This window comes from Brevibacillus choshinensis, assembly GCF_001420695.1.
In the GTDB taxonomy this organism is placed as follows: Bacteria; Bacillota; Bacilli; order Brevibacillales; family Brevibacillaceae; genus Brevibacillus; species Brevibacillus choshinensis.
The window spans coordinates 384795-407706 of record NZ_LJJB01000010.1; the positions used below are offsets into that span (position 1 = coordinate 384795).

General features: G+C 46.1%; 19 protein-coding genes. 8 read left to right on the plus strand and 11 right to left on the minus strand.

The features are described from left to right. Nucleotides 1-52: 52 nt before the first annotated feature. Entirely contained in the window at nucleotides 53-1549 is a 1497-nt protein-coding gene (pdxR, locus tag AN963_RS12135; protein WP_055744859.1) for a MocR-like pyridoxine biosynthesis transcription factor PdxR, read from the plus strand. Between the two features lie 383 nt (nucleotides 1550-1932). Then, entirely contained in the window at nucleotides 1933-2724 is a 792-nt protein-coding gene (locus AN963_RS12140) for a DUF2935 domain-containing protein (protein WP_055744860.1), read from the plus strand. A 113-nt stretch (nucleotides 2725-2837) separates the two neighbouring features. On the opposite strand, the gene AN963_RS12145 is transcribed toward AN963_RS12140, so the two are convergent. From AN963_RS12145 to AN963_RS12155, 3 genes are all read right to left on the minus strand, one after another. After that, nucleotides 2838-3683, minus strand: a complete 846-nt coding sequence (locus tag AN963_RS12145; RefSeq protein WP_055746265.1) for a DUF2785 domain-containing protein — start codon at nucleotides 3681-3683, stop codon at nucleotides 2838-2840. 72 nt (nucleotides 3684-3755) lie between these two features. Continuing rightward, nucleotides 3756-4676 (minus strand): helix-turn-helix transcriptional regulator, encoded by a 921-nt coding sequence (locus AN963_RS12150; RefSeq protein ID WP_055744861.1) that lies wholly within the window; start codon nucleotides 4674-4676, stop codon nucleotides 3756-3758. 167 nt (nucleotides 4677-4843) lie between these two features. Beyond that, nucleotides 4844-5401, minus strand: a complete 558-nt coding sequence (locus AN963_RS12155) for a nitroreductase family protein (RefSeq protein WP_055744862.1) — start codon at nucleotides 5399-5401, stop codon at nucleotides 4844-4846. 514 nt (nucleotides 5402-5915) lie between these two features. On the opposite strand from AN963_RS12155, the gene AN963_RS12160 reads away from it, so the two are divergent. From AN963_RS12160 to AN963_RS12180, 5 genes are all read left to right on the plus strand, one after another. Then, nucleotides 5916-6398 (plus strand): DUF3574 domain-containing protein, encoded by a 483-nt coding sequence (locus tag AN963_RS12160; protein ID WP_236707968.1) that lies wholly within the window; start codon nucleotides 5916-5918, stop codon nucleotides 6396-6398. A gap of 27 nt (nucleotides 6399-6425) precedes the next feature. Beyond that, nucleotides 6426-7805, plus strand: a complete 1380-nt coding sequence (locus AN963_RS12165; RefSeq protein ID WP_055744864.1) for a TcaA 3rd/4th domain-containing protein — start codon at nucleotides 6426-6428, stop codon at nucleotides 7803-7805. Between the two features lie 253 nt (nucleotides 7806-8058). After that, nucleotides 8059-8514 (plus strand): putative iron-sulfur cluster-binding metallochaperone, encoded by a 456-nt coding sequence (locus AN963_RS12170; protein WP_055744865.1) that lies wholly within the window; start codon nucleotides 8059-8061, stop codon nucleotides 8512-8514. A gap of 376 nt (nucleotides 8515-8890) precedes the next feature. Then, on the plus strand, nucleotides 8891-9337 hold the full coding sequence (locus AN963_RS12175; protein WP_055744866.1) for a ribosomal maturation YjgA family protein: 447 nt from the start codon (nucleotides 8891-8893) through the stop codon (nucleotides 9335-9337). Between the two features lie 248 nt (nucleotides 9338-9585). Next, nucleotides 9586-10476: a hypothetical protein gene (locus AN963_RS12180; protein ID WP_236707969.1), complete on the plus strand. Its 891-nt coding sequence runs from the start codon at nucleotides 9586-9588 to the stop codon at nucleotides 10474-10476. A 186-nt stretch (nucleotides 10477-10662) separates the two neighbouring features. Here AN963_RS12180 and AN963_RS12185 read toward each other — a convergent pair whose 3' ends face one another. From AN963_RS12185 to AN963_RS12195, 3 genes are all read right to left on the minus strand, one after another. Continuing rightward, nucleotides 10663-11595 (minus strand): aldo/keto reductase, encoded by a 933-nt coding sequence (locus tag AN963_RS12185; RefSeq protein WP_055744867.1) that lies wholly within the window; start codon nucleotides 11593-11595, stop codon nucleotides 10663-10665. A 727-nt stretch (nucleotides 11596-12322) separates the two neighbouring features. Beyond that, nucleotides 12323-13174 carry an aldo/keto reductase gene (locus AN963_RS12190; protein ID WP_055744868.1) on the minus strand — a complete coding sequence of 284 codons (852 nt, stop codon included), beginning with the start codon at nucleotides 13172-13174 and terminating at the stop codon, nucleotides 12323-12325. Between the two features lie 19 nt (nucleotides 13175-13193). After that, nucleotides 13194-14399: an MFS transporter gene (locus AN963_RS12195; protein ID WP_055744869.1), complete on the minus strand. Its 1206-nt coding sequence runs from the start codon at nucleotides 14397-14399 to the stop codon at nucleotides 13194-13196. A 166-nt stretch (nucleotides 14400-14565) separates the two neighbouring features. On the opposite strand from AN963_RS12195, the gene AN963_RS12200 reads away from it, so the two are divergent. Continuing rightward, complete coding sequence (locus AN963_RS12200) at nucleotides 14566-15459, plus strand: AraC family transcriptional regulator (protein WP_055744870.1); 894 nt, start codon at nucleotides 14566-14568, stop codon at nucleotides 15457-15459. Nucleotides 15460-15738: 279 nt separating this feature from the next. Here the strand turns inward: AN963_RS12200 and AN963_RS12205 are convergent, their stop codons facing one another. The 5 genes from AN963_RS12205 to speB all read right to left on the minus strand — a co-directional run bounded on the left by AN963_RS12205 (nucleotide 15739) and on the right by speB (nucleotide 22888). Further along, complete coding sequence (locus tag AN963_RS12205; RefSeq protein WP_055744871.1) at nucleotides 15739-15969, minus strand: biotin/lipoyl-containing protein; 231 nt, start codon at nucleotides 15967-15969, stop codon at nucleotides 15739-15741. Beyond that, nucleotides 15953-18091, minus strand: coding sequence for a sigma 54-interacting transcriptional regulator (locus tag AN963_RS12210; RefSeq protein ID WP_055744872.1), 2139 nt, complete (start codon nucleotides 18089-18091; stop codon nucleotides 15953-15955). Before AN963_RS12210 ends, AN963_RS12205 begins: the two co-directional genes overlap by 17 nt. Nucleotides 18092-18202: 111 nt before the next feature. Beyond that, nucleotides 18203-19579: a putrescine aminotransferase gene (locus tag AN963_RS12215; RefSeq protein WP_055744873.1), complete on the minus strand. Its 1377-nt coding sequence runs from the start codon at nucleotides 19577-19579 to the stop codon at nucleotides 18203-18205. Between the two features lie 26 nt (nucleotides 19580-19605). Then, complete coding sequence (locus AN963_RS12220) at nucleotides 19606-21081, minus strand: aldehyde dehydrogenase family protein (protein WP_055744874.1); 1476 nt, start codon at nucleotides 21079-21081, stop codon at nucleotides 19606-19608. A gap of 874 nt (nucleotides 21082-21955) precedes the next feature. After that, nucleotides 21956-22888, minus strand: coding sequence for an agmatinase (speB, locus tag AN963_RS12225; protein WP_055744875.1), 933 nt, complete (start codon nucleotides 22886-22888; stop codon nucleotides 21956-21958). Between the last annotated feature and the right edge of the window lie 24 nt (nucleotides 22889-22912).

Consider the following 22912-nt stretch of genomic DNA (forward strand, 5'->3'; position numbering starts at 1 on the left):
TTCAGGTTACGAAAGGAACAAGCAAGCAAGTCGATAGACGAGGAGGTTTATGATGCATATCGATTTAGACCGACACTCAGGTATAACACTAACAGAACAGATTAGAACATCGATAGCGGATCGCATTCAGTCTGGCTTGTTGCAGGAGAGGGAAAAGCTTCCATCCGTGAGAAATCTCTCCCGGCTCCTGGAGGTGAGCCTGATGACGGTCTTTCACGCTTATGAAATACTGGAGCAAGAAGGGCTTATCGAACGGATTCAGGGGAAGGGCACATTTGTTCAAGGAAAATCAACCCGATCCAGTGATCAGCATAAGCAGGATCGTGCGGAGAAACCATCGCTGGACTGGCAGAACACGGTAGCCGACTATTTGCCCCGTGCCCAATATTGGCGGATGATGCAGACTCCACTTTTGGATGTCGCAAAATTATCCATGGCTGCACTCCATACATCCTTGATCCCTACCGAATGGATCTCCAAGCAATTTTTTCAATACGCTCAGGTCGATCCCACACTCTTGACTGAATATGGTCCTGTTCAAGGGGATAGCAAGCTACGCGAGGCCGTCATCCCTTATTTTCGGGAAAGAAACATCATGACGAGTCCAAATGAAATCATGATTCTAAATGGCTCTCAGCAAGGGATCGATCTGGTCGCCTCTACTTTTGTTGGCCCCGGTGATTGCGTTGTACTCGAGGAGCCCGTCTATCCTTGCACCATCGATGTGTTCAGAAAGCGCGGGGCCACCATTTATACCATCCCGATTGACGAGGAAGGAATGCAGGTTGACCGTTTGGCGATGCTATGCGATTCTCGTCCTCCCAAGCTGATCTACACAAATCCGACCTTTCAGAACCCTACCGGGACCGTCATGAGTGCAAGGCGCAGAGCACAATTGCTGGAGCTGGCCCAGAGCTACCATTCCATCATTCTCGAAGATGATGCGACTAGCGATATTTATTTCGGATCAGAGCCCCCGCCGTCTATCAAAAGCATGGATACACACGGTCACGTCATATATCTGAAAGGCATCAGCAAATTCATTTCTCCTGGCTGCCGCATAGGGTTCTTGATTGCCGACGGCACGTTCATCGCTCGCCTCGTCGGTTCCAAAGGAATCAGTGACCTGGGATCGCCGCTGATCACACAGAAAGCCATTTTACCCTTCTTTTCGTCCAATCAACTTAAAAAACACTTGCCACCATTGCGGGAAAAGCTAAAGGAACGCCGGGACTTAGTTCTGCGCATTTTGAATCGCTCAGCGCCAAAAGGCGTGCATTGGACCAAGCCTGATGGTGGACTAAATATCTGGATCACACTGCCACATGCGTTGAATGCGGATGACTTGCATACATGTGCCCTAAAAGAGGGACTCTCCTTTTTGCCAGGTCACGTTTGTTATCCTACTCAACAGCAATACCACCATTTTCGCATCAGTTTTTCTTATCTGGATCTTCCACTGCTCGAACAATCTGTCGCTACTCTTTGTCGGTTGCTGCATGACTTTGTTCAGTCAGATCGCCATTCGCAGCAGATCATGCATATGTGAATCCTTTTGTTAATTGTGATTTGTAACAAACATAGGATCTACTTGCAAAGCAACCGCAAGTACCCATGTAATTTCATTGTCGGAAGCTCAGCCTCATAGCAGAAAAATGAGAAACATCCAGGTGTATCACCCTTGGATCGTTTCTTTTTTTTATTGCAATCTCCATCGTTGATTTATCACCGTGCATGTTGACAATCCCTAGCGCCCTTCTATACGAAATAGGCTCATTTCATTTGTGGATTTTGGGCGAATGCCTATTCAAAGGAATAGGTAAACACATAGTAATACATCATGTTCACTTAAAGATAGATTGTCTCAAGTTTTTCAGTTAAAAAGGCCGCATCGTTTATAGACCATAAAAAAAGCTATTTTGGAGGTTTTCCATGGCTGATGTATTCGTTGAAAGATCATTAGAAGAGATTCGATTTTGGTCTCGAATCATGAAAGAGCACTCTCTGTTTCTTAAATTAGGGTTTAATTGTGATGACACCAAATTAATTCAGGAAGCCGATCGTTTTTACAGCATCTTTGAAGATATTGAAAACCAAGCGCTCGCCTTCTCCCTAGATGTTGATCCTCAACGAATCTATGATTTCAATCGAATTGTTCATAATGCTGTTTCTCACATCTGGGCCTTTAAACGCAAAGTTCTTGGATTCATTATTCAATGCAAAATTGGCGGAAATAACTTCCCATTGCTAGTAGATCATGTAAGCAGGGAAGCTGCTTACTTCAGGAATCGGCTCGAACAACTTAATACGGGAACCCTAGATCCATTACCAGACGCCGTTATTAATGAAAATGTCTTTTTCCTTCACATCATGGCAGACCATGCCAAATTTATTAACCATTTACTCGACCCATCCGAAAGAAAACTAGTAGAACAGGCCAGAGATTTTAGCCATGATTTTGATCAACTATTATTTCAAGCACAAGATCTTGACTCCATGAGGCCACAATCACAAACGCAGCCCCTGCTCAATCAGTTTGTCGATCAGAATCGAGTCTCAGTCCGTCAATTACGCGACTTCAAAAAAACGGCTCACGAACTCATTGAGGAATGCAAAATTAAAAGCCTTATCCCTCCTTTACTCGCCGATCATGTTTTTAGAGAGGCCTCGCATTTCCTGGAAATATTGGATTCTTTCGAGAGTGCTTTAACGATGTCAAGGTAGCTATTCTTCCACTTTGCGGTAATTCGTAAGGTAAGGCTGCCGTACTCTCCCCGGCAGCCTTACGTTTCATAGATGTGCTAGATATTCTACTTCTACCGAGACAATGTTAACCCTTACTTTGTAGCAAACTTATTCAATTTCATATCAGCTTCTAACAAGGCAGTGAGCAGTCTCTCCCTCTGGCAACCCTGCCCCCTTCTAAAATAGAGGCTGCGAAGAAAGTTCTTACTATTCACACGGGCAATCACTTGAGCGCGGCTTCTCGGCCAATCCCTGCATTCTGCCAAGCCGCTGATCCAATCAGCGATCTTTTCCTGTGAAAGCAGGTCCTTGTCGATCATCGTATCCACAATTGTGGCCATCCGCTCATCCTCTTCCTCGCTGAAAATGTGAATCCCATTGTGCAGCATCCCCTGAATACTGGCAAGAACCTCAAGCTGCACCGTTTCATCGCTTTGTGGGCATTGTACCAGCTCATCCAGCGCATCCGCACCATGGGCCGCACCATGAGCCCAGCCTCCATCGGGCACATAACCGCGCAAATCCTTCTCTTCCTGATAGTAGCGGAGCAATGCATGCTTGACGTGCTGGAACTCTACCTGATCCAGAAAAGCCTCTTGCCTGTGGCGCTGTAAGATCAATGCGACGGGTAAGGCAGAAAACGTCCTCGTAAATACCGTCTGATCATTCTCGCTTCCGATCTGATAAAATAAATGCTGTTCATCGGTAAGCACTGCTAGGAGGCTGCGCAATTCCGCATCAGTAAACCGGTTCTGCTCCTTAATCCACGCATAAAAAGTTGGATAGATAAGATCATCCCGCAATTCGGGTAGAGGATCTCCGATGTATTGCAGCATCAGCCTCACAAAATCCTGCTGGTGTTCCCCTTCACGAAGCTGATAATCCTCGCTCTCAATCCTTTGCAAGTCGAGCATGAATGTTGTTCGCGTATCGTTCACTTTCCCCATGTCCCCTTTATCATCGTCCAATATTTCCCCCAATCATAAAGCAAAATGACTGACACCTGTATGTCAGCCATTGTAGGGAAGCAATAATTCTTTTACATATTCCATGAACTCTTCTCGTAAATAACGGGGCTCTATTATCTCGCATTCTTTGCCAAAACTTAAAATAAATTTGAGCAAGCCTTCCTCGTACGGGAACTGATCCACAACGATAAATTGGTTATCTTCTGTTTGATGGATATTTTCTTTTTGAAAATGCTCGGGTAGCTGTTCTCCCATTCTGCTGGAAAACTTTAAAGTGACCGTTATGCCTCGCTCCTGATAGCTTTCCTCAATGATCTTCTGAATTTCCTCTGTGGAAGTGTCTCTTTTGTCGAAGATGTTGCCCATCCGCAAATTCTTGATCCGTACCAGCTTGAATCTTCTGTAGTCATTTCTTTTCCTGCAAAAAGCAATCAAGTACCATTGACCATCAGTAAAAGCGATCTGAACCGGTTCTACTGTTCTCTCGAAATATTCCATGCTTCTATTGATGTAATCGAATACCAACAGCTTATTTTCTTCGATGGCTTTGTCAGTCAGAAACAGGTATTCTTTCAATTCACGTTCCATACTGAAATGAGACATATTGATGCTCAACTTATCCGCATTTTTGTCCCGTTTATACGTATTCTCTATCTTTAAAACAAGATCATGAAACTCCTTGTCCTTCCCAAATAGGAGACTTAGATTGTTCATTACATCCATAACTGTATGGGCTTCCTTTTTGTTCAAAAAAAGATTGTCCACATGATAATTTTCCATAAGGTAATACCCTCCACCTTTTCCACCGATGGAGGCGATGGGAATCCCTGCTTCACCCAATTTATCAATATCTCTGTATATCGTTCGCAAGGATACCTCAAAATGGTCAGCGAGTTCTTTGCCTGTAACTGTACTTTTTTTTGCGATGATGAGTAGCATGGAAAGCAATCGATCTACACGCATGTTTTATGTCGTTGGCTTGCAACGTTTCCTCCTTGATTTCTACATTGGTACTTCTAGTCATTGATGTAATATAGAATAGCTCATTGGCGGTCACTGCGCTGACGATGATGAAAAAAAGCGGAACGGCACTGAGCTTGCTCGTTGCGCGTTTCCGCTTTTCTCACTGTTTACAGCCACGTAGTTTTACCCTCCGCAGCTGCACGATCCGTAGATGGGACATCCGCCTCCGGATAGCCGATAAACAAGGTGCCGACGACTTTCTTATTTTCTGGCGCCCCGAGGAACTTCATCAATCTCTCGTCCCGTACCAAGCCCACACCTCTCGTGCGCCAAACCATTCCGAGACCTAGCTCTTTTGCAGCGAGCCACATCGAATGAATCGCGCAACATACTGCATATTCGTTATCTTCCGACGACGCTTCATCGCCCGGGATGATGTCTGCTGTCGCGACGATGACCAGCGGTGTTTTTTCCAAGACTGCCAGTGATTCCTTTATCAGATTGGGCTTGGTCGGAAAACGCTCGAGCAAAAACTCTTGGGCGATCCCTTCGAACCTTTCCTTGGCCTCGCCTTTAATCACGTAAAAGTGCCAAGGCTGACGCAGTCGGTCATTCGGCGCGAGGACCGCGTAATCTAGCAAAGCCTGAATCTTTTCTGTCTCCACCTCTTTGGGGAGGTAATTTCTCACGGCTCTTCTTTCTTTCAATAATTGACGTACTGACATGATGTAGCTCCTCCTCTGATTCAAAACAGGGCAAATTTTACACCCATTATATACAAGCTACCCTTACAAGCATAGAATCTCTTCCAAATCTTAGTTGGAATGAATCGCGATCTGGGCTTTGTGCTCATCCTCTTTTGTAACATAACATAGATATCGTACTGAGCAGGCATTTGTGTCTCGAAAATAAAAATTGGAACAGACTCATTGGTAATTTCTCCTATTCCATTTACTACGGTATACGGAAGAACGACAAGCTTGTTTCAATCTGAATAAATGCACGCACACAAAATCACTCCAATTGTACTATAGACCCATAGAACAGTGTATTCTTCCTGAACAACAAACGTCTTTTTACACTTATAAGAAAACGTGGCGCTCCTCCCTGCATGGAACAAGGAGCGGCTCGTTTTTCTCCATATTTCAATTTAATACCATAGGAGTATTTTATTGGTGACTTTTATAATTTACAATATAAATTGGTTTTTATATCCAAACAATGGGAGTGAGTGTTCAAGTGAGAAGAAAATGGATGGTTGGAATGTTCTGTATGTGTATGGCGGCGCTTCTGATTCTCCCTCTGTATTCGGCAGCAAACCCGTTGCAGGCTTTTGCAACCGAGGCACAACCACCGGAAAAGGCAAACAATGCTTTGCAGAGTCAGTTCCACCTGGGTCATGTAGTCAAAATTTATGTCCCCTCCACGATGAACGGAAGCACACCAGTTACGGATGAAGTTCATGCCCAATTTGTCGACCAGGCACTGACGAAATTCTCCGATCTTTTTGGCGGAGGGACCGCGATTGCCGGAACCGGCGCTTGGGTGGACGAAGACAAGAAGCTGATTAAGGAAAAGGTAACAATCGTCTACAGCTTTGCCGAGAAGCTCGACAATCAGTCGCTGAATGAAGTCGTGGCCTACGCCAAACAATTGAAGAAAGACATGACGCAATCCTCTGTCTCCCTCGAAGTGGACGGCAAAATGTATTTCATAGAATAATAGGCGAGTTTATTGAGGAGGAAAAGGATGGTGCTGGAACCGCAAAAAAGTGCAAAACTTGATGCTGGTGAATTTTTCAGAAAAGCGGCTCAAATAACAAGGCAAAAACCTCTTATCGCCGTATTGGCTATATTGGCGGTGGTGGTCCTTGTCATCGCTTTGTTTGCGTCATCAAACGGTTCGAATTCAAAAGAGGTGCTGCGAAAGTTCCAAAATGCAGTCGCTGCAGAAGATGTGGATGCATTAAAACAGCTCGTGTCTGTTGATGATCGGCAAATGGAAGTAAAAACTGAGTACTTAGGGCAATTCATAAAGTATGCGAAAGAACATCCAAAGTATTTGAACCAAACCTTGGAATTCATGGTTGCCCAACAAGCTCTTCACGAGAATGCGGAAAATATCAATACGGGGTTACTGGATAAACACTCTCCCGCTGAAGTGCTCGGCGCAGGCGAGTTTTATTTGAAGAAAGAATCCGGGCTTTTTTCCGATTCCTATGCGATTGGGGTACGTCCTCAATACTTGGAGATTACGCTGGAAAACGACAACGGAATCGTGAAAGTGAATAACAAGGAGGTCATGAAGGCAAGTAAGGATAACCATAAAGCAAAGTTAGGCCCCTTATTCCCAGGTGAGTATGATGTCAGCCTCGTGACCCATTTCGATTACGCGAATCAAGATATTACGCAAAACGAGACGGTCAGCTTGTTTGGATTTGAACCTGTTGCCGAGAAGTCTTATTTTATTACAGGCGATCAAGTACAGATTACGAGCTCACTTGACGGAGTAGAAGTCTATGTAAACGATAAACCCACTCCTTTTGTCCTGGGCGATGAAGATAGTGAGTATTTTTACCCTGCTTTTTCCAACGGCTCTCAAACCATTCAAGGAGTGGCAAAATTCCCTTGGGGAGAGTCGAGAAGCGAGGCTGTAAGCATTACCAATTTATCCGATTCGTATAGTCTGACACCACCGTTGCTTGATCAAACAAAAGAGGAAGTGCTTGCTTTTGTCCGCCAGTTTTTGGAGACAAGGGCAAAATCATACGAAACGAAAGATACAAACGCATTGCAAAAAATGCATCATAGCAGCTATGGTGGCGATATCTTGCAAGAAACACAGAAAAAGCTTGGTGCTCTCCATCATTTTGCCAGCATTTCGGATTATTCGCTAAAAGCAGTTACGTTGAAGGAAGCTTCATTTGGATACAGAGAAAATCCATTGGAGCATGTCAGCGTATCCTATGACCATGAATCGAAAAGATTCGTAGTGGAAATCGACAACATGTACACTCTTTACGCATTGACCATGTCCGATGGGCGAGTAGATGATACCGCTAATCAGCAGATGCTCGACATACATGTGACGTACGAAAATGGCAAATGGGTAGTGCTGCGCATCCTGTAGCAAGGTACATAACAAGACCACTTCACGAGTAGTTGGAGCGGTCTTGTTTTCTTTTTTGAAACATTGGCGGCCATAACAGCAGCACGACAACGAATGGTTGTTCACGATGCCAACCGCCTGCATTTAGGCGACGTATCTCTCATCGAAATAGGATTAGGTTTACTGACAGCTGAATCATACTGTTCACTAAAAATAATGAATTAGACTGCGAAAATAATTATAATTAACTCATCTACGTAGGGAGTGATTTCAAATGGATTGCTGTGCACCAACTAATACGGAAGACGTAAAAACGGAGTGCCCTTCCTGCGGTGAAAATGGCAAGAAAGTTCAACTCATAACGCTCAAGTCCCAGCTTAAAGCGTCGGCATTAGAAACCATTGAACCCGAGAACTTTTACGTTTTTTGTTCTAACTCTTCTTGCCCTATCGTCTACTTCACCGGGAACCATTCGCAAACGTTTGTGGAGAATGACCTAAAGGTGCCAGTCTACCCAAAAAAACAGAGTGCTGATGTACCTGTGTGTTATTGCTTTGATTGGACGAGAGAGCGGCTCCTTCAAGCCAATGGCACCGATGATCAAAAACCTGCTGACCAAATCAAAGCACATGTTCAGGCGGGGCGATGTGGGTGTGAGGTAAACAACCCCCAAGGAGCTTGTTGCTTAGGTAATGTGAACGCTTTTGTACGGGGTCTCAAAGAGGTGTAAGTAGGAAACATTATGGTGTGATTCAACTAACAGGTTCGATAGTTCGATAAAACAGCGGCAGTCTAGGACTTTATTCTCTCAACCATGGCTGCCGCTGTTTCTATTTTTGGAATCAGTCTAATACTTATTTTACGGAGTTGGACGGTTTTGTAATCGGAAGAGCCGCTTGGGATCAACACATCCGGTCTAATACTTTATATTTCCTGAACATTAGACTAACTGCGAGCAATTACACACCCATGAAAAATAATCTCTCTGTATAGGCAGGTTAATAGAAAGAAACTGGGGATAGACTCCGCTTTGCTACCCGGGTAAGCTGGCTCGCTTTTAAGGAATTACCCTAATCAAAAAATTGATAAAGAAAAGAGGAAGATTGATGGTGTATGCACAAAGCCTGACCGGACTGAGCACATGTAACGAGCGCTCCGTGCGTCGATGGAGAGCCAGCGTCGCCTATATCGTGGCCGTTTTTGCTGTCATGGCTTTGGGCTTAGGGTCCAGAGCGTTCGCCGATATGTTGCCTGTCTTTGTAGCTGAGCATTTTGGCGATGCATTATGGGCGTGCATGATCTACTTCGGCTTTCGCACTTGTTTTGCGCATAAAAAGATTTCTTTCGCGCTGTGGTGCAGCCTCTCGTTTTGCTTTGCGATCGAGGGTAGCCAATTGTATCAGGCCGGTTGGATCAATTACCTCCGGGAGACAACCCTTGGGGCGTTGGTATTAGGAAAAGGCTTTTTGGCGGCGGACCTTATGCGGTACACTGCGGGAATTGCCGTCTCTTCCCTGCTCGACCTATCTTGGCCTTGGCGTAAGCGCTCGTGATTTTTGGCGGATGTCCGATTAATTCAATCTTTTAGCTACCGGATGAGTTACAATGCCAGCATGTGTGCAGAGATAACAAAGTTTTAGACCGATTAATAAAGTATATTAGACTGGCATTCAACTAACGGGCAGTTGAATTGAGTCTAAAACAGACTTAAGATTCATATTTGTTTACTAAGTATAAAATCTTTGATAAGATGACTGTAAAACTTTTTTTACCAAAATAGGCTCTATCAGAGTGAGAGGTGATGATTGATTTGGATATCGATTTCTATAGGAAATGGGCTTACCAAAAAATGATCGAATCGTCACAAAGCAATATGTGGGAAGGACATTTGGCGTGTGCGGTTATAGCCTTGACTCAACTCTTGGAAGAAAAACTTGTACCTGCCTTGTTGGAAGATTTGATTCGTAAAAATCTTGTCAAAATTGTGGATGAACATGCAAACGAACAGCAGTATCGGGTAAACAAAGAATACGAAGGCTTTACTGCTCAAATGATGAGGCTGCTTGTCCAAGATAACCATTCATGCCATGCTCTTGGTCATGACGTGATTTACACTTTCTTTTTGCTGAGTACGCTCTCTCGTTCCGATATTCCGGCAACTGCCGAATTGTTTGATGCCATAGGAAAAATTGTTAGAAGTTTCGCAGAATCAGGTCCTGGTTTTGTTACTGTGAATGGGGAGAATATCGTCATTGATCCTGACGGCATACCAAATACAGGTTTAAGATTACAACTGACTCCGGAGACTGTGCTTGACTTACTCCATAACTTTCAGAGACCGCTGCAAATGGAGAAAGGCGATATGCAGTTGGGACATATCCTAACGCATGGTCACGCTATTGTAGAAATGAAACAAGCTTATCGCAATTATGTACACGATAACCTCGATCCGGCCTTTTACGCAAGAATCAACATTTTGACTTATGCAAATACACTCGAGGAAAATCGGGTTGAATCCGATTCGGCGGTTACGGAATCCGAGTTGAATCCATTGGAACCTTCCTTCTGGGAACAGGCATTAGCTGAAAGCAGGCATGGCCATTATTATAAATATGCGTACAGTTATCTGAGACTTTGCCGAATGTCGGGCCGCAGTCCATCCGATTTTCGATCGTTTCAACGCATTCTGTGAACGGATTATGTTTAAACCGAATGTACGACAGTTCATTAAGCTAACGGGTTCAATAGTTTAAGATCATGTACGGTGAACCGTATCACAAGTAACGGTAAAGTTGTTTAACTAAGGAGGTCAACCAGTAAAAACTGGGTAACCTCATAATACGAAAGGGCAGTAGTACGAAGGTTCGCCACAGAGAACCTATTTAAAAATACGATCAATTTCGTTGATTTCTTCTTCTGTCAGGTGGACGTCTAATGTTTTTAAATTATCCAGCACTTGCTCTGCTCTTTGTGCTCCGGGAATGACAACATCAATTGAATCATGTGTTAAATACCAAGCAAGGACTATATGAGCAACTTCGGCATTTTTTTTATTTGCAATTTTACGGAGCTGCTCTACCTTTTCTAGATTTTTTATAAATTTATCGCCCTGGAAGTGAGGCATATCTTTGCGTAGATCATTGAATGTCATATCCTTATTGTATTTACCGGCAAGCAAGCCTGATGCTAGTGGAAAGTATGGAATAAACGAGATATTATTCTCTGTCGTATATGGAAAGAATTCTTGTTCCGCTTCTCGCTGCAGCAAATTGTAGTTTCCCTGTAATACATCGACATAACCATCCTTATTTGCTTCTTTCAATTGTTCAAGTGAGAAGTTAGAAACGCCAATTGCTCTAATTTTACCTTCGTCCTTTAGCTGTTTTAAGACTCCAACCGCCTCATCTTTTGGTGTATCCTGATCTGGAGCATGAATATAAAATAAATCTATGTAATCTGTTTGTAGCCTTTTCAAACTATCTTCAACGGCTTGTTTTAAATAAGCAGGCGAATTATCCATGGTAACATCATTGCCGACAAGTATAAGGCCACCTTTTGTTGCAAGGATGAGTTCATGACGCTTTCCTGCTTCTTTGATCACTTCACCTATTAGCTCCTCTGAACGTCCTGTTCCATAAAAAAACGCTGTATCTAAAAAATTCACTCCATGGTTGATCGCAGCCCGCACCAAATCTTTTCCTACTTCTTCATTTAAATTAGGATAAATATTGTGGCCACCTACAGCGCTTGTTCCAAGTCCGATTGGATCGACAACTAAATCTGTTTTACCAATTCGTGTTTGTTTCGTCATTCTCTTCAACTCCCTCTCATTTTTAAGCTTAGCGTACGTTTTCCGCGTTTATCTTAACTGGCTTAATCCATGCTATTCATAGTAAACAAAGTAACGAATTTCGCAGATAATGTTACTTTATTTACGTGCTATCTTAACTCTGTAAACAACGTATTCAACGAAGTTCGCAAGTTCTCCAACTTTCCACTCCCGTTTCATGATCATCCCCTTTTTTTCGCGCGAGGTTTTTACCGGTATCTACATCATAATTCATTACGTTACGTAAGTTTCAAGTGCAAAATGGATTTTTTTGAATATTTGCATGAAAATGGTGTTTTTCTTTAGGGACCTGGAGCCTAATGGCCCTTTGCCCTGGTACATGGGAAAATTATGTTGCCTTTAGCAACACTAGTGTCCTTAAATGCCTTCATCTGAGAAATGAATCCAACTATTGATTTTCATGTATTTGCATATGTGGATGTTTCACTAAAAAACCTCTTTGGTATTCTATTGTTACGATCAAAATCAACTTAGAGTAAACTAACGGGATGCAATAGCTCAATAAACAAAGACAACCGATCAGGAGATTGGCTGCCTTTTCTCAACTAACGGGCAGATTTGCTTAATAATACCCGGATACTGCAAATGAAATGGGAGCAGATCGCCTAAGTGCATCTGCTCCACATTTTTAGTACTAACTATCATACTATCGACCATTTAAGTCTCAATTCTTTTTTGCGTAGTACGGTTAGATATCAAGTTTCCTTGTACCAAGCCATTTCACCATTTCAGGATCACGATGTGAAAAGAACAGGCTTTGTTTCGTATCTAAAGTAGTAATCGACTCCATATCCTCTTGGCTTAATTCAAAGTCAAAGATATTGAAGTTCTCGATAATTCTTTCTTTACGTACAGACTTTGGAATCACAACGACTTCTCTGTGTGTCAACCAACGTAAAACGACCTGAGCAACGGATTTATTATACTTTTCACCTATGGATACCAATACCTCGTTTTGGAACAGGTTATTTTTCCCCTCCGCAAAAGGCGCCCAGGATTCGATCTGAACACTATTCTCTTTCATGAATTTTGCATTTTCGATTTGTTGGTTAAAAGGGTGCGTTTCAACCTGGTTTACGGCAGGAGCAACTTCGTTATGGATAATTAAATCGATCAGACGATCCTCATGGAAGTTACTAACGCCAATTGCACGGACCTTCCCTTCACGATACAATTCCTCCATAGCACGCCAAGAGCCAAACACGTCTCCATAAGGCTGATGAATTAGGTACAAATCCAAATAATCCAATTGCAATCTTTGCAGTGATTTTTCAAATGCCATCTTTGTCTTCTCGTAACCTGTATCTTGAACCCAGAGTTTTGTAGTAATAAATAGTTCCTCTCTTGGGACGCCACTCCGTTTGATCGCTCTGCCAACTGCTTCTTCATTCAAGTAAGAGGCAGCTGTATCAATCAGTCGATAGCCCGCCATAATAGCGTCATAAACATTCTGTTCACACTCATTTTGATCTGTCATCTGAAAAACACCAAAACCGAGTATAGGCATCTCAACACCATTGTTCAAAATTACTTTTTGCATTTAAAAGCCCCCTGTTTTTTTACTTTTTATAAGTGAATTTGATTATCCTTGATCGATAGTAGACTTGCTCCGTGGTCGCTCGTTTCGAGAACTTACGGGTAAGCCCGAAGGAAACGGACGCCATGACGACCGCAGCAGCTCCAATCCAGAAAATCGAGAATATCGACGATCCTCCCACCGCAACTCCTCCGATACCAGCGCCAACTGCAAATCCAAGCTGGACGAAAGTACTGTTTAAGCTGAGCATGATACCGGATGCCTCAGGAGCGAGTGAAAGAAGGTTGAAATTCTGCGTTGGCCCGAACGTCCAAGTTGCTATTGTCCAAAGGACGAGTAAAGGAATGGCTACTAAGTTTGACCCGAAAGCTATACTTAGCAACCCAAGCGGAAGTGCTTGTATGATCAAGCTGATGACGAGCGTTCGCGCGGTGCCAGTACGATCCGCAAGAAAACCACCAAGTTTAGAACCGATTAAGCTCGCTATGCCTAATACGAAAAGAATGACACTCACCACTCCTCCATTAAACGACATAACGGAGGTGAGGAATGGAGCCATATACGTATTAACCACTGAGTATCCGATAAACACGAAGAATGTCACGCAGAGCGCAGTAGAGATCTTAGGGTTTTTCAAGAGGGCAAGTTGTTTGCCAAGAGGGACGGATGCTTCTCCTCGTATGGATGGAATCGCCTTTGCGACGGCGAAAATTCCAAGCAGGGTGAATAATCCAATCCCCCAGAATATGACCTTCCAATCATACGCAGCAGCAACAACACGACCGATCGGAACACCGAGAACGAGTGAGGCGCTATATCCCATTGCCACGTTGGACATTGCTCCTGCTTGCCGTCCGACAGGTGCCAGATTCGCAGCTGTAGCATAAGCGGTAACGACAAAAACTCCTGATCCGACCCCGAGTACAATACGAGATAGTAACAAGAAGCCAAAACCCGGCAAAGCGATTGTCAATATGGTACCAAGTAAAATGATAGTAAGCGCCAGCAATAGTTGCATACGCTGTCCCATCTTTGCTGTCGCTACCATGACTACAGGGGTACCGATGGCAGTGGCAAGCGAGAATGCCGTGATAAGTTGCCCTGCCGCCAATAACGATACGCCAGCAGAAGTAGCGACATCATCTAAAATACCAGCGATCACGAATTGGGACGTACCAACCAAAAAGCTGATTAGTGTCAGCAGATAAATTTTCCAAGAATTGTTCACTGAATTGTATTTGTCCCCCTTTTACATTCTTATTATGCCCCGAATGACAAAGCGACCGTTATCCCATTCGTGCCAAATGTTTGCCTAATCCTCTCACTTCCTCTTATGTATTAGACAAATACGGTCTATAATCGAATATTAAGAATGACGGAACGGGGAGGATCAAATGTCTGAAATGATTATTAAACAGTATAACGAGATCCTAAAAATCATTGAGCGTTATGCAGAAACGGACGGAGTTCACCAAACCGCTATTCCGTCCTTATTTTTCATGCGCGATTCAAATGCGTCTGTACCAAGACACGGAATTTATAAACCTTCCTTTTGTATGGTGGTTCAAGGGGCGAAGGAGGTATGGCTTGGCCAAGAGCGGTTTAGGTATAGTCCTTCCGATTACCTTGTTGCATCCGTTCATTTGCCAGTTACAGCCCAAGTGACTGAAGCCACCCTCGATGTTCCTTATCTAGGGTTTAAACTTGAATTTACAAGTAATCAAATTCTAGAGGTTTTGGGTAATTCAGAAATCGGTATACGTCCGAGAGAGAATGCGAAACGTGGTATGTTTGTGAGTCGGATGGAGATGCCATTGTTGGATGTGGTTATCAGGTTAGCTCGTTTGCTGGACTCCCCGAAGGATATCCCAATACTTGCGCCGCTGTTTACGAAAGAAATACTGTATAGGATACTTCAAGGACAGCAGGGCGTTACGCTCGCGCAAATTGCAGTAGAAGGTAGCTCCGCTAATCAAATCAAAGACGTTATCGAACATATCACCAATAACTATGCTCGTTCATTTCGGATTGAAGAACTTGCCGAAATAGCGAATATGAGTGTTTCTTCGTTTCATCGGCATTTTAAAGAAGTAACTGCCATGAGTCCGATTCAGTTCCAAAAACAACTGAGGCTTCAGGAAGCCCGACGTCTATTATTAACCGAGTCAGCAGATGCCACAGATGTGGCATTTCGTGTAGGCTATGAAAGTCCCTCGCAATTCAGCCGCGAGTATTCTCGAATGTTTGGCTTTCCGCCTAGACAGGATATTAAGCGTTTGAAAGCATAAAAAAAACGAAGCCAGCAATAGCAAAGGTCCAGCACGGCTGTGAGCATGGCTAAATTAATTTCGAGGTTTAAACTAACGGGTTCGATAGTTCAATAAAACAGCGGCAGTCTAGGACTTTATTCTCTCATCCATGGCTGCCGCTGTTTCTATTTTTGGGATCGGACTAATACTTTATATTCCCTGAACACATATACTCACAAGATAATTCTTATAAGATTATTAAAAACTCATCAGTCCGACAATCTTTGTCGCAAGTCCGATTCATTATGTCCTATCACATCATTCCAAGCACATGATCGACATCAAAATCATCCCCGCAATCACCACTTCACTCTGCTCCACTTCGAGTCCATCTGCATGGCCAGTCACGGGCGAGAGGATGTCCACCGACTTGCCGACCCCGACCAGCGTGAAGATCACTTCCCCTTCTTCGACCCTGTCCCCTGCGTGGAATCGAATGCGTTCAATCGTTCCGGCGAAGGGAGCTATGACGTCATACTTTAAAGCCAATCTGCTCACCCCGACTTATTTTCTCTTGGATTTCCTGATATTTGCGGCTGATGGTGGACTGGCTCACTCCCAGCATCTTTGCCGCCAGGGAAGTCGTTTTGTACTCGTCCATCGCCATTTTGATGAGCTGCTCCTCCATCGCTCTGGTCGCTTCCTTCAGCGGCATAATCTTGGTCAAACGCTGCTTCAGATACTGTTTCTTCCCTTTCTTCAGCAAGGGAGTAATGTGATGAGCTTCTATCAAATCTTCATCCGCCGTGACCACCAAACGTTCGATGATGTTTTGCAGCTCACGCACATTGCCTGGCCAGGAGTACGATTCCAACACGTCGAGGGCATCCTGGGACAGCTGGGTTGCACGTTCATATTTTTCATTAAAGGTTTGCAGAAAGTGAAGCCCGATCAACGGAATATCCTCGGACCGTTCTCGGAGCGGAGGAATCGCGACTGGTATGACGTTTAGACGGTAGTAAAGGTCTTCGCGGAACGTCCCCTCTTCCACCATCTTCTCCAGATTCTTGTTCGTAGCAGCGATGATTTGCACATCTACTTCCACCACTTCGGACCCGCCGATCGGGATGATTTCGCGCTCCTGCAGCACCCGCAGTAGCTTCACCTGGAGATTGAGCGGCATCTCTCCGATCTCGTCCAAAAAAAGGACACCCTTGTGCGCCATTCGGAAATAGCCGGGTTTTCCGTTGGTATTTGCTCCCGTAAAAGCTCCTTTTTCGTAACCGAACAGCTCGCTTTCCAAAAGTGTCTCCGGGATAGCCCCGCAGTTCACTTTCACAAACGGTTTGTTGCTGCGCGGTCCCCATTCATAAATCGTACGGGCAAACACTTCTTTCCCCACTCCCGATTCCCCGGTCAATAGCACGGTCGAAGAGGTATTGGCAATCTTGTGGATGTATTTCATCAGCTTTTCGATCTTTTCACTGGCATAGATAAGCTGGCGGTTTTTTCCGTACTGTTTCATATCGCGCAAATGCTCGAGTTCCTTCTTGTATTTCTCGGACATTTTTTTGGCATGCAACAACTCTTCCTTCAGTTGGACAGTCTCAGTAATGTCCCTCAGAGCGATAACGATCCGCTCCAGCTTCCCTTTCTCATCGAAGATCGGATTGCCGACAGCCAGCACGTTCTTGCCCGATCGACTTTCCTGTGTGACAGACACTTTTCGTTTGCGCTCGATCACCATTTTGACGATGGCCGAGAAAAATGTCCCCTCATGCTCCAGCTCCATCAGGTTGAGTCCGATCAGCTGTTCCTTGTCGATCTCCCAGAAGTCTTTGATCAAGTTGCCGCTGTAGCGCAGCAAGACGCCGTTTTCATCCAGAACCAGGATCTCGTCGTAGATGGAAGAAAGGATTCCCTGAAGATCCGTGTTGAGATTTTTAACATACTCCATCTCCATCGCCATCTTTTCGATAAAAGGCAAATCCTGCAGTACGATGATAGCGCCTGTCACGTGGCCATGCTGATTGCGGATCGGCCCGAAATCAGCCAGTACCCCGATTCGGTCATTGACGATGATATGGTTCAGGATGGCCTCTCCGTTTTCCACCACCTTATGGAAAACGTCTGGATCGAGCAAATCCCCTACTCGTTGCTGCCGGAGCTCCTCCGGTGTGACCCGCACCATCCTCAGCACCTCGGAGCTGAAGTTCTCGATCCGTCCATGCACGTCTGCAATGACAATGCCCATCGGGATGGAGTTCAACAGCGAGCGAATCCAGTCGGTATGGGCAGATTGATTGGTCAAAAGATAATAGAGGATATCTTCCCGGTGCAAATACCCCTCTGGCTTGCCATCCCGGTTCTGGATGACGACGACTTCTTCCCCGAATACTTTGAAAAAATCTAACATGTCCGCTTCCTGTTGGAAAAACGTGAGATTTGTGTGATACGGTAGCTGGCGCACCTGCTGTTTCATCCAATCTGGATCTTCCAGGGACGGCATGATGTCTGTATTTCGTATATAAGCCACAATATTTCCGTCTTGTTCGGCATCCGTGACAAACACGTAGCGTTCGTTGAAGCGTGACATGATGCTCCACAAATCGTTGGCGGAAGATTCAAACGACACAGTGTACGCTTTTCTGACAAACCATTTCGAAACCATAGGTCCTCCCGAAGTTGCTTGGATTGTTTCTACTATTATACGCGGGGCTCCCATGGGCGGGAAAGCGGAAAAGAAGACCGGGTGGACAGTCTTCTTTTCCTTAGCAGCTGCTTATATTTTCACTTGTGGAAGCACTTTTTTGAACATTTCGATCACTTGGTCCGCTTCTTCGTAGGTGATGGTGAGAGGCGGTTCGATCCGGATCGTTTTGGCGTTGATCAGGGTACCCGCGACGAGCACGCCATTGTCGAAGAGTCCTTTGGACACCTCGTAGCCGATCTCATCATTGTGGAACTCGACACCGATCAACAATCCTTTTCCGCGAATCTCCTGCACCTTGTCGCTATGGTCTGCAGCAGCTTCACGTAAGCCTTTTAGCAAATACTCTCCCATTTCCACACAACGATCCAGTAGATTTTCTTCGATTAGGACATTGAAAGTCGCGATTGCTGCTGCGCACGCCAGTGGGTTGCCCCCGAATGTCGTGGTTTGGACGAATGGGTTGGGGAAAAAGCTTTTGAATACTTCTTCGGTAGCCACGACTGCTCCCGCAGGCATGATGCCGCCGCCAAATGCTTTCGCGAGGCAAAGAATATCCGGTACTACATCATAATGCTCGCAGCAGAACATTTTCCCCGTGCGTCCCATGCCGGTTTGGACTTCATCTAGGATCAAGAGAGCCCCGTATTGGTCGCACAGCTCGCGAACCTGTTTCAGGTAGTTCTCCGGCGGCAGATTGACGCCGCCTTCCCCTTGGATCGGCTCCAGAATCACACCTGCAATCTCTTCGCCGACTAAAGCACACGCTTCAAAAGTCTTGCGCAGCATATCGATGTCACCGAAATGGACGTGACGGAATCCAGGAATCATGGGCAGGAACGGTTTGCGGAATACCCCTTTTGCCGTGGCTGACAAAGCCCCCAAGCTCTTCCCATGAAACGCTTTGGTCGTCGCGATAAAGGTGGTGCGTCCGGTGTGCATTTTGGCCAGTTTGATCGCCGCTTCCACGGTCTCTGTCCCGCTATTGGCAAAGTAGGCGTATTTCAAGTCGCCGGGAGTCACGTCAGCCAAGATTTTGGCCAGCATGGCTCGCAGAGGATCGAGCAAATCCTGGCTGTGCAGCGGTTGTCGGTTGAGCTGGTTGATGACCGCCTCCACCACTTTCGGATGTCGGTGGCCCACGTTGTAGATCCCGAATCCACCCAGACAATCAATATATACTTTGCCATTCACGTCCATGAACGAATTGGGGCCAGCGTCTTTCCACTCCACTGCAGCAAATTGGCCGTCTTTGGTCACCGATTTGCGGTAGCCGAGGAAGCCTGGATTGACGTGATCACGGAAATTCTCTACGGTTTGGCGTGTGACCCACGCGGCTTCATCCTTGGTAATCTCATCTTTGGCGATCAGGTCGAGTACCTGCTGGGTATAGGCATATACATCTGCGTATTGTTCTTTCACTTTTGCATTCGCTACTGCTTCACTCATCTTGTTGTCCTCCTGATTGGTTTGCTTTATTCGTTCTCGAACCATCCTGTTGGCTGAACGGCCATATTGATGTTGATTTGCTTCACTTCGGTGTATTCGTCAAAGCCGAACGTGCCGAGTCCGCGTCCGATTCCGCTCTGTTTGTAGCCGCCCCATGGCGCTTCGTTGTAGGTCGGATGGTAACAGTTGATCCAGGTGATGCCTGCGCGCAGCTTCTTGATGACGCGCATGGCCTTGGCTCCATCCTGAGTGAATACACCGCCTGCCAGACCGTACACCGTATCATTAGCAATACGGATCGCGTCCGCCTCGTCCTGGAAGCGCTGGATAGCCAGCACCGGTCCAAAAATTTCTTCCTGAACGATCCTCATGGATGGCGTCGTATCCGTGAAAATAGTTGGTTCGACGAAGTAGCCGTTCGCGTGTCCATTGGACGTGATGCGATTTCCGCCGCACACCAGCCGTGCCCCCTCTGATTTGCCCAACTCGATATAATGCAGCACCTTCTCCATATGGGTCTGACTGACAAGCGGCCCCATTTCTGTGGCTGGATCGTCTCCTGCACCGACACGGATTTTTTTCGCACGCTCCACCAGCCGCTCCACGAAACGATCATGGATGCTGTCTTCCAAAAGAAGTCGGGAGCCTGCGGAGCAAACCTGCCCCTGGTTGGCGAAAATGCCAAAGAGCGCATAGTCCACCGCTGTCTCAAAATCCGCATCCGCAAAGACGATATTAGGCGATTTGCCTCCCAGCTCCAACGAGATCTTCTTGATGTTGCCCGTAGCTGCTTTCATGATGCTGCGTCCGGTTGCGGTACCGCCTGTAAACGAGATTTTGTCCACGAGGTGGCTTTCGGCCAGTTCGTTGCCCACAGTAGCCCCTGCTCCTAGCACCATGTTGGCCACGCCTTTGGGAATGCCCACTTCCTCGATGATTTCGAACAGTTTAATGGCGGTGACCGGGGTCACTTCCGACGGTTTGAATACAATCGTATTGCCCGCTGCCAGAGCGGGAGCGATCTTCCATACACCCATCAAGAGCGGATAGTTCCATGGCACGATTAATCCACATACGCCGACCGGTTCACGTACAACCATCGCTTGGACGGGGTCGGCGACGTGGTAGGTTTGGCCGTCCGGCTTGGTGACCATACCTGCATAATAGCGGAAGCATGCGGCGGCATCTGCCACATCAAAGGCCGTTTCCCGAAGTGGTTTTCCGTTATCCTGTGTTTCCAGACGCCCTATTTCCTCTGCTCGCTGCTCCAGCTTGTCGGCAATCGCAAACAGATACCTCGCTCTCTCCGCTGCTGGCAAGTCGGACCACACACCACTGTCGAATGCGTCCCGGGCAGTCTGGATGGCATGACGGGCATCTACCACGTCTCCTTCCGCTGCAAGCGCGATTCTTTCTCCATTTGCGGGATTCACAATCTCACGGGTCTTTTTGCTTTGCGCGTCGACCCATTCCCCGTTGATGTACATCTTCAGGTTCATCATGCAATGAATCCTCTCCCTTCCGCTTTTCCGTACTCGATAATCTATATGAGCAAATCCCGTGCCAACATGAAAAGGCTCAATTGCTGGCTATTTTTGCTGGTGAATTCATGAATGCATTATGCAAAAAATCATAGATTATGCAAAAATGCATAAGTCATCATTGTTAGAATGTGACTGCAGGGGGAGAAGCCCGTTTCCATGCTCTGCTCCAGGCTACGTCTGCAAGGGTGCTTATACTGTCCGCTCCGCAACGCCCCCCGGGAAGCGGTAAACGGCGCGCCGCTGACGAAGGTTACTCATAGATACCGCTTCTGTTGCCCGGGGATTCGTCGCTCCGCTGGGATAGGACTCCACAGTCGCTCCGCCTGGAAACGTGCTTCTCTGCGTGGCAGTTGCTTGTAAAATGCATGGTTGATATTGCACGGTAGAATGAATAATTGGAAGCGTCAACTACCACAAAACATGAACGGTTAGACAGCTCAATCTCCAAAACAAAGATAGCTCTCCAGCGAAGCGAAGAGACGCTAAGCAAGAGAGCTACCCACTATTCTGTTTGGCTCAATTTCATTTTTACTTCTTACAGATGAACCTCAAAACCCTTAATTTTTATACTCTGTTGAATATCTTTTCCCTATCCCTGTAACGACCAGGAAGCGCGTTTTCAGCCGAGCGACTGTGGAGTCCTGCCCAGCGGATCAAAGAAGACCGGGGATCAGAAACGATATCTATGAATACTCTGCGAAGCTGCGCGCCGTTTAGCGTTTCCCCCGGGATCGTTGCGGAGAGGACAGTCACGACTTCCATGCAGGCGTAGCCTGGAGCGGAGGATGAAAATGCGCTTCCTCCACCCAAGCCACGTTAAGAACTCTTCTTTTTAGCTTTTCAACTTCAATGCAACCAATGCTGCAAAGTCATGGATCAGCGTCGCGGCGAGCAATGAAGTGATTTGCGTCGGATCGTACGGAGGAAGCACCTCCACCAGGTCAAAGCCGATGTAGTTCATATCAGTGAGTGAGCGAACCAGTTGCAGTGCCTCGTGGCTGGTGAAGCCACCCACTTCGAGTGTGCCCGTCCCAGGAGCGAAGGCGGGATCGACAAAGTCAATGTCGAAGGTCAAAAAGCAAGGCGTGTCTCCGATCGTCGCTTTCATTTGCTTCACGACGTCTTCGAAGCCCCGGCTGCGTAGCTCATCCGTGGTAATCACGTTATAACCGAGCTCGTAACTGGCTTCCAGATCGCCAGGATGGTTCAGTGTGCCGCGGATGCCGACCTGAAACACCTTGTCCGGCAGTAGCAGCCCTTCTTCGTAAGCCCGGATAAACGCCGAGCCATGCCAGTATTTCTCATCGTAGTAGGTATCCCACGTATCCGTGTGCGAATCAAACTGGATCAAGGCCACTTGACCGTAGACTTTTTTGGCGGCACGCAGAGCAGCCAGCGTGATCGAATGGTCCCCTCCCAACCCGATGGGAACGATGCCTTTTTTCATCAAATCGAGCATGGCCGCTTCCATCAATTCGTAGCTCCGATGAATATTGTGCGGAATCACGGGAACATCCCCGATATCAAACGCATGAGTATCTTCAAATGGATATACCTTGTGTGTCGGATGATAAGGGAATAGCGTCATAGATGCTTGGCGGATCGCTTGCGGCGCAAACCTGGCCCCTACACGAAAAGAAGCCGCCGTATCAAACGGCTGTCCCAGGATGGCCACTTTGGCATGATCTCTATGGGAAGGCAGACGCATGAACGTGCCTGTCGTACAAAATTCTGGCTTCACATCTGGTGTCAGTGGATATTGCATGGGTTGGAATGCCTCCGATTCTTG

Excerpts from the sequence above, each read along its gene's own strand:
- AN963_RS12185 (WP_055744867.1), bottom strand. The coding sequence starts at position 11,595 with ATGACGAAACAAACACGAATTGGTAAAACAGATTTAGTTGTCGATCCA.
- AN963_RS12150 (WP_055744861.1), bottom strand. The coding sequence starts at position 4,676 with ATGCGTGTAGATCGATTGCTTTCCATGCTACTCATCATCGCAAAAAAA.
- AN963_RS12180 (WP_236707969.1), top strand. The coding sequence starts at position 9,586 with ATGATTGATTTGGATATCGATTTCTATAGGAAATGGGCTTACCAAAAA.
- AN963_RS12190 (WP_055744868.1), bottom strand. The coding sequence starts at position 13,174 with ATGCAAAAAGTAATTTTGAACAATGGTGTTGAGATGCCTATACTCGGT.
- AN963_RS12140 (WP_055744860.1), top strand. The coding sequence starts at position 1,933 with ATGGCTGATGTATTCGTTGAAAGATCATTAGAAGAGATTCGATTTTGG.
- AN963_RS12165 (WP_055744864.1), top strand. The coding sequence starts at position 6,426 with ATGGTGCTGGAACCGCAAAAAAGTGCAAAACTTGATGCTGGTGAATTT.
- AN963_RS12210 (WP_055744872.1), bottom strand. The coding sequence starts at position 18,091 with ATGGTTTCGAAATGGTTTGTCAGAAAAGCGTACACTGTGTCGTTTGAA.
- AN963_RS12220 (WP_055744874.1), bottom strand. The coding sequence starts at position 21,081 with ATGATGAACCTGAAGATGTACATCAACGGGGAATGGGTCGACGCGCAA.
- pdxR (WP_055744859.1), top strand. The coding sequence starts at position 53 with ATGCATATCGATTTAGACCGACACTCAGGTATAACACTAACAGAACAG.
- AN963_RS12200 (WP_055744870.1), top strand. The coding sequence starts at position 14,566 with ATGTCTGAAATGATTATTAAACAGTATAACGAGATCCTAAAAATCATT.
- AN963_RS12170 (WP_055744865.1), top strand. The coding sequence starts at position 8,059 with ATGGATTGCTGTGCACCAACTAATACGGAAGACGTAAAAACGGAGTGC.
- AN963_RS12215 (WP_055744873.1), bottom strand. The coding sequence starts at position 19,579 with ATGAGTGAAGCAGTAGCGAATGCAAAAGTGAAAGAACAATACGCAGAT.
- AN963_RS12155 (WP_055744862.1), bottom strand. The coding sequence starts at position 5,401 with ATGTCAGTACGTCAATTATTGAAAGAAAGAAGAGCCGTGAGAAATTAC.
- AN963_RS12175 (WP_055744866.1), top strand. The coding sequence starts at position 8,891 with ATGGTGTATGCACAAAGCCTGACCGGACTGAGCACATGTAACGAGCGC.
- speB (WP_055744875.1), bottom strand. The coding sequence starts at position 22,888 with ATGCAATATCCACTGACACCAGATGTGAAGCCAGAATTTTGTACGACA.